This is a genomic window from Wolbachia endosymbiont of Drosophila tristis (genome assembly GCF_028981745.1).
GTDB classification, from domain to species: domain Bacteria; phylum Pseudomonadota; class Alphaproteobacteria; order Rickettsiales; family Anaplasmataceae; genus Wolbachia; species Wolbachia pipientis.
The window spans coordinates 24053-33398 of sequence record NZ_JAPQLN010000102.1 but is presented as its reverse complement, the minus strand read 5'-3'; the positions used below and the strand labels follow the sequence as shown (position 1 = coordinate 33398).

Annotated in this window: 11 protein-coding genes and 1 tRNA gene; 9 read left to right on the top strand and 3 right to left on the bottom strand. The window is 37.1% G+C overall.

Translation table 11 applies throughout. The annotated features are described in order from the left end of the window. Positions 1–563: 563 nt before the first annotated feature. The 5 genes from rpmF (at position 564) to OZD64_RS04405 (ending at position 3334) form a co-directional block, all read left to right on the top strand. Positions 564–746: a 50S ribosomal protein L32 gene (gene rpmF, locus OZD64_RS04425; RefSeq protein WP_010962967.1), complete on the top strand. Its 183-nt coding sequence runs from the start codon at positions 564–566 to the stop codon at positions 744–746. Between the two features lie 10 nt (positions 747–756). Continuing rightward, positions 757–1794, top strand: coding sequence for a phosphate acyltransferase PlsX (plsX, locus tag OZD64_RS04420; RefSeq protein WP_038199264.1), 1038 nt, complete (start codon positions 757–759; stop codon positions 1792–1794). Further along, positions 1787–2743 carry a beta-ketoacyl-ACP synthase III gene (locus tag OZD64_RS04415; protein ID WP_010962965.1) on the top strand — a complete coding sequence of 319 codons (957 nt, stop codon included), beginning with the start codon at positions 1787–1789 and terminating at the stop codon, positions 2741–2743. The genes plsX and OZD64_RS04415 overlap by 8 nt, the downstream gene beginning before the upstream one ends. A 111-nt stretch (positions 2744–2854) precedes the next feature. Further along, a complete protein-coding gene (locus OZD64_RS04410) occupies positions 2855–3025 on the top strand; it encodes a hypothetical protein (RefSeq protein WP_010082311.1) in 171 nt (56 codons plus the stop codon). A gap of 132 nt (positions 3026–3157) precedes the next feature. Continuing rightward, complete coding sequence (locus OZD64_RS04405; protein WP_274999381.1) at positions 3158–3334, top strand: hypothetical protein; 177 nt, start codon at positions 3158–3160, stop codon at positions 3332–3334. Between the two features lie 251 nt (positions 3335–3585). Here the strand turns inward: OZD64_RS04405 and OZD64_RS04400 are convergent, their stop codons facing one another. The 3 genes from OZD64_RS04400 to mnmE form a co-directional block, all read right to left on the bottom strand. After that, positions 3586–4602: an NAD(P)/FAD-dependent oxidoreductase gene (locus OZD64_RS04400; RefSeq protein WP_038199260.1), complete on the bottom strand. Its 1017-nt coding sequence runs from the start codon at positions 4600–4602 to the stop codon at positions 3586–3588. Between the two features lie 168 nt (positions 4603–4770). Further along, positions 4771–4858: transfer RNA gene (locus OZD64_RS04395), tRNA-Ser, on the bottom strand. Between the two features lie 47 nt (positions 4859–4905). After that, positions 4906–6432: a tRNA uridine-5-carboxymethylaminomethyl(34) synthesis GTPase MnmE gene (gene mnmE / locus OZD64_RS04390; RefSeq protein ID WP_274999379.1), complete on the bottom strand. Its 1527-nt coding sequence runs from the start codon at positions 6430–6432 to the stop codon at positions 4906–4908. A 131-nt stretch (positions 6433–6563) separates the two neighbouring features. On the opposite strand from mnmE, the gene nuoI reads away from it, so the two are divergent. The 4 genes from nuoI to thrS are packed head-to-tail and all read left to right on the top strand — an operon-like array spanning position 6564 to position 9343. Beyond that, positions 6564–7046 (top strand): NADH-quinone oxidoreductase subunit NuoI, encoded by a 483-nt coding sequence (gene nuoI, locus OZD64_RS04385; protein WP_038199316.1) that lies wholly within the window; start codon positions 6564–6566, stop codon positions 7044–7046. Then, positions 7046–7168, top strand: a complete 123-nt coding sequence (locus tag OZD64_RS04380) for a hypothetical protein (protein ID WP_255322257.1) — start codon at positions 7046–7048, stop codon at positions 7166–7168. Before nuoI ends, OZD64_RS04380 begins: the two co-directional genes overlap by 1 nt. Continuing rightward, complete coding sequence (locus tag OZD64_RS04375) at positions 7162–7449, top strand: hypothetical protein (protein ID WP_010962961.1); 288 nt, start codon at positions 7162–7164, stop codon at positions 7447–7449. The genes OZD64_RS04380 and OZD64_RS04375 overlap by 7 nt, the downstream gene beginning before the upstream one ends. Then, complete coding sequence (gene thrS / locus OZD64_RS04370; RefSeq protein ID WP_010962960.1) at positions 7442–9343, top strand: threonine--tRNA ligase; 1902 nt, start codon at positions 7442–7444, stop codon at positions 9341–9343. The genes OZD64_RS04375 and thrS overlap by 8 nt, the downstream gene beginning before the upstream one ends. Positions 9344–9346: the final 3 nt, after the last annotated feature.

Sequence of the window (9346 nt, the reverse complement as noted above, 5' to 3'; positions counted from 1 at the left end):
TTATTTATATTAATAAATTTAATTCTATTGAAAATAGCTAAAGCATTGAAATTCTTGAATTTTAGCCAGATTAGTGAGTGGTAGTGAAATTTCTTTTACTCAAATTTAGGTATTCACTGACCGTTCTTGTTATAAATACCAGAATAATAAGCTACTGATATTCGCTATCTTTTTTATCTTTAATCCATCATAGCTAGCGATGCAACAAAGCCCACTGGGATCCAGCTTCTATGCAACTTAATTAAAAACGTTTGTTTTAGCATAAGACAACTACCTTTAGCTCATCAGCTCAGTTATAAGCAAAATTTCTGGATTCCAGACTGGAATGACATCATCTGTTGTGCAATTTACCTTCAAAAATGAATGTTCGTACAGCTATGGATTCATTCGCGGTATAGATTCCGCTAACGAGTAGCGGAATGACGGTTTTTCAAATTGTAGAGCCACTTTAGCTATAGAACTCAATTACATAAGCAAACCTTACTTATTTTACTATCCCTGTTTACTTCCTGTAAAAAACATGTTACTAATGAATTGAATTTTGTAGTAGAATGGAGGAAGTTTTGGCAGTTCCAAAAAGAAAAAAGTCAAAGTCAAGGCGTAATATGCATCGTTCTCATCATGCTATTGAGCCTAAGAATGTTGTGGTATGTTCAACAACTGGGGAATTCATGTTGCCTCATAACGTAGCAGTTGATGGCAGTTACAAAGGAAAACGGGTTTTCATCAAGCAACAGGCAGAGTGACTATTATGATATGTTATCTACGGTCAATAATAATATAGTTATTGCACTTGACGCTATGGGGGGCGATTTTGCGCCTCTTTCCGTAATTCATGGTGCTGGTTTTTTTTTAGACAACCTTGTTGACCCAGGCATTAAAGTTTTTTTTCATATTTATGGAGATAAGGAAGAAGTATCTCCTTTGCTTTTGAAATATAAAAAAGTAAGTAACAATTCTGAATTTACTCATTGTTCTGACAATGTCCTTGCAAATGATAAGCCATCTTTTGCGCTGAGACATCGTAAAGACTCAAGTATGAAAGCTGCAATTGTTGCAGTGAAAGAAGGTAAAGCTTTCGGAGTGGTATCTTCAGGCAACACCGGAGCGTTGATGGCAATTTCCAGATTTATTTTAGGAACATTACCAAACATTTATCGTCCTGCTATTGCCTCTATCTGTCCAACTAAGACAAAAAGCTTCGCTTTGCTTGACCTTGGTGCAAATGTTGATTGTAATGCCGACTCATTATTTCAATTTGCGTTAATGGGTAGTATATTTGCAAAAATAGCATTAAAAATTGACAATCCTGAAGTTGCTTTGCTAAATATCGGCACAGAAGAAGTTAAAGGTAATGACTCAGTGCGCGGCGCTTTTGAGTTGCTTAAAAACGCTCCAGGCATTAATTTCAAAGGGTATATAGAGGCAAGTGAATTTTTAGAGGGTAATATAGATGTGATTGTTGCTGATGGTTTTGTTGGCAATGTAATGCTCAAAACGGCTGAGGCAACCGCTAGTACCTTTATCAATCTAATAAAGCAGGAAGTATTCAATTCGTGGATAGCGAAAATGCTTGTTGGTATATTGTTAAAATCCAAACTAAATAAAGCTTTAACGCGTTTTAATCCCAAAATTAGAAGTGGAGCTATGTTTTTAGGGCTGAATGGTATCATCATTAAAAGTCATGGAAATTCTGATGCTATTTCTTTTGCCCATGCCATAAAATTTGCAGTAAATGCAATTAGTGAAAATTTAAATCAAAAGATAATTAACGGGGTAAGTCATATTGAATAAAAGTTTCATATTAAGCACTGGATCTTACCTACCAAGAAAAATGTTGAGTAACAACGAAATTGCATCGATAGTTGAGACGAGCGATGAATGGATAAGGCAGAGAACAGGAATAGTTCAAAGGCATATAGCAGATGAAGGAGAACTAACGTCAGATCTAGCTGTAAATGCAGCAAAAAGTGCTATAGAAAAAGCTAAAATTTCAGTAGATGAAATTGACTTGATTATAGTTGCTACAACAACTCCTGATAAAACTTTTCCTAGCTGTGCAACGATTGTACAAAGTAAGTTAAAATGTAAAAACGCATTTGCTTTTGATGTACAAGCAGCATGCTCTGGTTTTATATATGCAGTTACAGTTGCTGATTCGCTCATAAAATCTAACAATAGAATTAAATATGCATTGGTTATAGGTGCTGAAATAATGTCTAGGATTGTTGATTGGGAAGATAGGTCAACTTGTGTACTCTTTGGTGATGGTGCTGGTGCAGTGGTGATGAAATCAGAAATGGGTAGAAGCGGCATCATATCAACAAACTTATACTCTGACGGCAATGTGGACATACTATGTACGAACGGAGGGATATCCTCAACTGGTGATTCTGGAAAAATATGCATGAATGGAAGAGAAGTGTTTAAACATGCAGTGGATAAGTTAACAGCCTCAGTAGAGGAAACTCTGAAATGCAATAATTTGAAAATCACTGATATTGACTGGTTAATTCCCCATCAAGCAAACATTCGTATTATTGAAGCAGTAGTAAAGAAATTAGATTTTCCTATAGAGAAAGTGATTAATACCGTTGATAAGCATGCAAACACCTCAGCGGCATCAATTCCACTGGCCTTAGACTATGCAATACAAGAATCAAAAATAAAATCAGGAAATCTGGTACTGCTGATTTCAATAGGTGCAGGCCTGACCTGGGGTTCCGTGTTGCTGCACTATTAGACTTCCTGCATTACCTCCTGTCATCCAAGTACCCTCTTTGTCATTCCAGTGCCTCTTTCTCCTGTCATCCCAGTGCCCTGACTACTTGGATCCAGAAAAAAGAATGGTGTCATGAAAGTAGCTGATACTGGTTTTCATCCAAGAGGGTGTCATCTCAGTGCCCTGACTACTTGGATCCAGGAAAGTTTGCTTGTAAGCAAGCAAACTAGCACAGAAAGTGGTTACAACATTTTCGATGAGATTATATGGAAAACTAGATCCCAGTGTCAAGCACTGGGATGACAAAAAAAGGAGCACTGGGATGACAGCAGTCCTACGTCATACCGCGATTCATTCGCGGTATCTCTAGATCCCGCTAACAAGCAGCGGGATGACGGTTGTCGTTTAGCCATAAATATTTAAGAAATTTACCAAATGAAAAAAAAGGCAAAAGAAGCCCTGGGGTTATTATCCGCTTTAAAATATTGGCGTTTTTTATGTTTTAAACGCTTGACAAGCGAGATTAAGCTGCTTTTAATTGCAACTAACTTACGCTGCAAACGTTTAAGAAATTTACTAAGCAGAAAAAAAGACAAAGAATCCCTGAGTTAGCTAGTCTTTTACTATCTCTGTCGAGTATTGGCATTTTTTGATGTCTTGTAACGCTTTGTAAGCGCGTTCAGCTTATTTAGATAAAAATCTAGATGTAGATGAAGTTTTGTAAAGACATACAGTATCTATATACTGCAAAAAATTGAACATAAGACGCCGATACATTAAGTAATCCTTACCTTTTAATCTGCAGATTGGTGAAAGCAAATACAATAGCTTCAGTTTCATGATAAGGGAGCTGGCGAGGTTTGTCAAGGAAGTTTTTCTTTTCCGTGAATTCCCTTTGAGGTTGAATATTGAAAATTAACCGGAGAGTTGTGGATTACTTTGTATATGTCATAACAAGCCATGGCGCTCTCAGCAAAACCATTTAGTATTAATTTTAGTTTGCCTGAATAAATAGCTATATCTCCGATTGCATATATCCTATCTCTACTGGTTTTAAGTGTAGCTGGGTCGACAACTATGCGGCTATGTTCTAACTGTATACCCCAATTGTTTATTGGACCAAGATTCATTGACAATCCAAAAAATGGCAGCAAAAAATCAGCGGATATTTCTTTTTCTTCCTTAGAGGCAATGTTTTTTACTATCACTGCGCTCAACTGCCCATTACCTCCTGCTAGTTCGTGTAATTGATATGGCACTACCAGTTCTATTTTTCCATCAATTTCAAGTGATTCTAATTTATTTCTAGTTTCAGGAGTGCAGCGAAATTCCTTTCTCCTATGTATCACATAAATTTTCTTCGCAACTTTAGAAAGTTCTACAGTCCAATCAGCCGCAGAATCACCCCCACCTGCAATGACTATAGTTTTGTCCTGAAAATCAGAAATTTTATTTACACTGTAAAATACAGATTTATTTTCATATTCTAATATACCACTTAAGGGTGGACGGTTAGGTTCAAACATTCCGTTACCTGCAGCAACAATAACGGCTTTGCATTTTACCTCTGTACCTATGTTCGTTATGACAGTAAAGCTTTCACCTTCGTTATTTGAAATCTTTTCCACTTTTTGACTTAAATGGTAAACAGGCTTAAATGGCGAAGATTGCTCCATTAGTTGCTCAATTAATTTTTGGGCAGTGATTACAGGATAACCAGGTATATCATATATTGGCTTTTCTGGGTAAAGAGCTGTGCATTGTCCTCCTGCTTGATCCAAAACATCTATTATATGACATCTCATATCAAGCATTCCCGCTTGAAAAGCAGTGAATATTCCAACAGGTCCTGCACCTATTATTACTATATCGGTTTTCATATTCAGATGGTGATCTATTTATAGATATTAGCTTTCTTTGCTAACAAGGTCAATTTACAAAGGGATGTATTTTTAAAAGATGTGGCTAGATTAGACAAGATTTCCAGCGTTATGAACCACATAGTCCAAATAAGCTCTAAAAATCAGCTAGCATAGCGAGATGCTGTGCGGACGGAATGGGATTCGAACCCATGGTACGCTCATCACGTACGTCAGTTTTCAAGACTGGTGCCTTAAACCGCTCGGCCATCCGTCCATTTCTTTTCTATCACAACATTTGATTTTAAGCAATCTATAAAAGCTTTACTTGCCCACGCAAAAGTTGCTAAACACACTACTCAATATTTCCTCAACATCAATAATTCCAATCACCGCACCAAGTTCAAATGCAGCAAGCCTCAAATCTTCAGATATCAACTCAATTGGATTATCGATATTAAAACGTTGTAAATGTTCCAGTGCTTTCTTCATGTGATTCCTATGTCTTTGCCGAGTGATTATAGGAGTGTCTCTATCATGCCCAAATTTTTCCTCTGCCTTCTCTTTTATGAGAGAGATCAATTTGTTTGTACCTATTTCCTTTAGAATAGAAATGGGTAAAAGATCTATGCCATTAATTTTTATATTGTGATTATTGATAACATCGTCAGCTTTGCTCAATACATAAATGGTGTCATTTTGGTCTGATGTCATGCAAGTAGCTGACACTGGAATCCAGCTATGAACATTGTTTTCAGCACATGTTTCTAGAATCCATTGTCTATTGCATAATTTGCAAGTATTTTTATATCTGGATCCCAGTGTCAAGCACTGGGATGACACCGTTTGTTGATTACAATATTTGCATAGTTGTGTGTCAACGACAGATGGTAGATTGCCTGTGGCTTGATAATTGACATCGTGTCGTTGTTCAAAAGGAAATAGCTCTATTCTTAAATCAGCTTCAAAAGACCTCTTTTTCGCTCGACTTATACCTTCTAATTCTATTGGATCTGAACTTTCACGAATTCCAGCAGTATCAGAGAGAATGATTGGGTATCCGCCAATGTCAATATGAGCTTCAAGTATATCTCTTGTTGTGCCTGCATATTCAGAAACAATAGCAATATCACGCTTGGCTAAGAAATTAAACAGAGTTGATTTACCGACATTTGGTTCACCAGTTATTACAATATGTAAACCCTCACGCAACCTTTCGCCCCGTCTATTATCATTTAAATGCTCTTGTATCAACTGCACGAGAGATTGCACTTCATTATTAATTTTTTCCAATTCACTTTTTTCTGCCCAAATGTCCTCTGGAAAGTCTATATATGCTTCGATTTTGGATTGTATCGTTATTAATCTTTGCCTCCAATTGCTGTATAGTCTCTCCAATTCTCCTGATATCTGCTTAATCGCTTGTTTAGCTTGCATTTTCGTCTCAGCATCAATTAAGTCTGCAATCCCTTCTATTTGCGTTAAGTCAAATTTACCATTTAGAAAAGCCCTAAGTGAGAATTCTCCAGGCTTGGCCATAACGAAAACTTTTGATAATTCCTCCAAGATGATTTTTATAACTGCCTTGCTTCCATGCACTTGTAACTCTATAACGTCCTCGCCAGTGAAACTGTTTGGAGCAGGGAAATAGATGATTATTCCATTATCTATCAATTGACTGGAATCATCATATAGATCAACTAAAGTAGCAAATCTTGGTTTAATTTCTTTCTTAATATGAAAATGATTTAAAGCTTTAAGCGCGTAGTTGCCTGAAATTCTGATTACTGCAACTCCTGACTTACCAAATACGGTCGATAAAGCGAAAATAGTTTCATTTGTGTTTGTCATTATTTATATAAACTACTTAGCAATATTACACTTAAGAAACCAAAATACCTAAAAAGTCACCCAGGTGAAAATATTTATTTTGAAAACTGATAATATGATTTATAATGACTGACACAAGTTTTAAATATTTTATGCTCAAGAAATTAGCTTGGTACTGGTCTTTTGTAGAGTTAATTAAAGGGTTTGTTATTACATTAAAATATATGTTTAAGCCAAAGGTTACTTTGAGGTATCCTATGGAGAAGGGCCCTTTAAGTCCAAGGTTTCGTGGTGAGCATGCGTTGCGTAGGTATCCAAACGGTGAAGAACGATGCATAGCTTGTAAATTATGTGAAGTTATCTGCCCTGCTCAAGCAATAGTTATTGAAGCAGAGGAAAGAGAAGACGGTAGTCGCCGCACCACGCGCTATGATATTGATATGACAAAATGCATATACTGCGGACTTTGCCAAGAGGCATGTCCAGTTGATGCAATTGTTGAAGGTCCTAACTTTGAATTTGCTACTGAAACAAGAGAGGAGCTAATGTACAATAAAGAAAAGTTATTGCGTAATGGTGAAGTTTGGGAAGACGCAATTGCACTCAGGTTAAAAAAGAATAGGCCTTATTATTAATGTTCAGAGCTTATAACCCTGTTATCCATTATGATTTAGGGGCAGTGCCCACTAGGGGTGGTGTCATCCCAGTAGCTGATACACAACTGTACGAACATTTGTTTGCGAGGGCAGTATGTTAAATGTTATAGCCTGTTTTGCCTCAAACACAAAGGTGTCATCCCAGTGCTTGACACTGGGATCCAGTAAAATTGATTGTGAACAAGCACACTATGCAACATTTTCAATGAAATTACAAAAAAGCTGGATTCCAGTGTCAAGCACTGGGATGACACCATTTGCTGTGCAATTTACCTTCGAAAATGAATGTTCGTATGGCTATGTGCGTGACACTGGGATGACACCGTTGGAAGAAGCAAACCGCCTTCAAGCTACATGTCCGTATAGGTTTATTTATGGTTAGGGTTACTTTTTCAACCGAACAAAAAGTAAAAGAATACAGTGGTAAAGTCACTGGCTTTGATATATTACAACCGGATGCTTTGAAAGAAGTAGTTGCATTGAAAGTAAATGGTGAGCTATATGACCTCTCACGTGAAATTGAAGCTGATGCAGAGATAGAGGTGATACAACTGAGTGACGAAGTGGGTTTAGATATAATAAGGCATGATGCTGCTCATATAATGGCGCAGGCAGTGAAAGAGCTATTTCCTAATACTCAGATTACTATCGGCCCAACAATTCAGGACGGTTTTTACTATGATTTTGCTACAGATCGTACCTTCACTACGGACGATCTTACCGCAATAGAAAAGAAAATGAAAGAGATTGTAAAAAGTAACCACAGATTTGTTCGAGAAGTTTGGACTCGCAAGCAGTCAGTTGATTTCTTTAGTGGTATAGGCGAAAAATATAAGGTTGATATTATCTCATCCATACCAGAGGGTGAAAACCTAACTGTTTATAGGCAAGGTGATTTTGTTGACCTATGCCGTGGTCCGCACTCACCATCAACCGGTAGAGTTAAAGCGTTTAAACTTATGAAAGTAGCGGGTGCATACTGGCGTGGTGATTCTAAGGGCCCAATGTTGCAGCGAATATATGGCACAGCATGGGGAAATAAGGATGAATTAAACGCTTACCTTGAGTGCCTCAAAGAAGCAGAAAAACGTGATCACCGCAAAATTGCTAAGGATATGGATTTATTTCACATTCAAGAGGAAGCTGTTGGGCAGGTTTTTTGGCATGAACAAGGATATATTCTATATAATGTTCTTGAGTCTTACATCAGAAAGAAGCTAATAAATAATGGCTATTTTGAGGTAAAAACTCCTATTTTAGTAAGTAAAGAGCTGTGGGAAAGATCTGGACATTGGGATAAGTTTCGTGAAAATATGTTTATTGTTGACGAATCTGAGAATAAAAAGTTAGCAATAAAACCCATGAATTGTCCTTGTCATGTGCAGATTTTTAATTCTCACACCAGGAGCTACCGTGATTTACCAATACGTATGGCAGAGTTTGGCACATGCCATAGAAATGAAAGCTCAGGCTCATTGCACGGACTGATGCGAGTGCGTGGTTTTACGCAAGACGATGCACACATTTTTTGTATGGAAGAACAAGTGAATTCTGAGACTATAAAGTTTTGTGACCTTTTAAAAGAAGTATATTCAGAGCTTGGATTTAATGAAATTTCTGTGAAATTTTCAGACCGTCCAGATATTAGAGCAGGTAATGATGAAGTGTGGGATAGAGCTGAAAAAGCGCTGCTTGAAGCCGTTAAAGAAGCGGGCTTGAGTTATAAACTTAACCCTGGTGAAGGTGCATTTTATGGTCCAAAGTTAGAGTTCGTTTTGAAAGACGCAATAGGCAGAAATTGGCAATGTGGAACATTACAAGTTGATTTCATTTTACCAGAACGTCTGGGAGCTTTTTATATAGGGGCAGATGGGCACAAGCATCACCCTGTCATGTTACATAGGGCAATTCTTGGGACTTTTGAGCGTTTTATCGGAATTTTGATAGAAAATTATGCAGGAAAATTTCCAGTTTGGCTTGCTCCAACGCAACTTGCTATTCTGACCATTACAAATGAAGCTGACGGTTACGCCACAGAAATTAGCAATATTTTAAAAGAACAAGGTGTGAGAGTCAAGACTGATTTGACCAATGAAAAAATTAGTTATAAGATACGTTTGCATAGTTCAAACAAGGTTCCTATATTGTGGATTGTAGGCAAAAATGAAGTTACAAGTAAAACTGTGTCAGTAAGAAATTTAGGATCGGAAAGACAGGAGTCTTTTTCTTTGGAAAAGGCTAATGAATCGCTGTTAAAAAGTATTAATTTGAATTAAGGG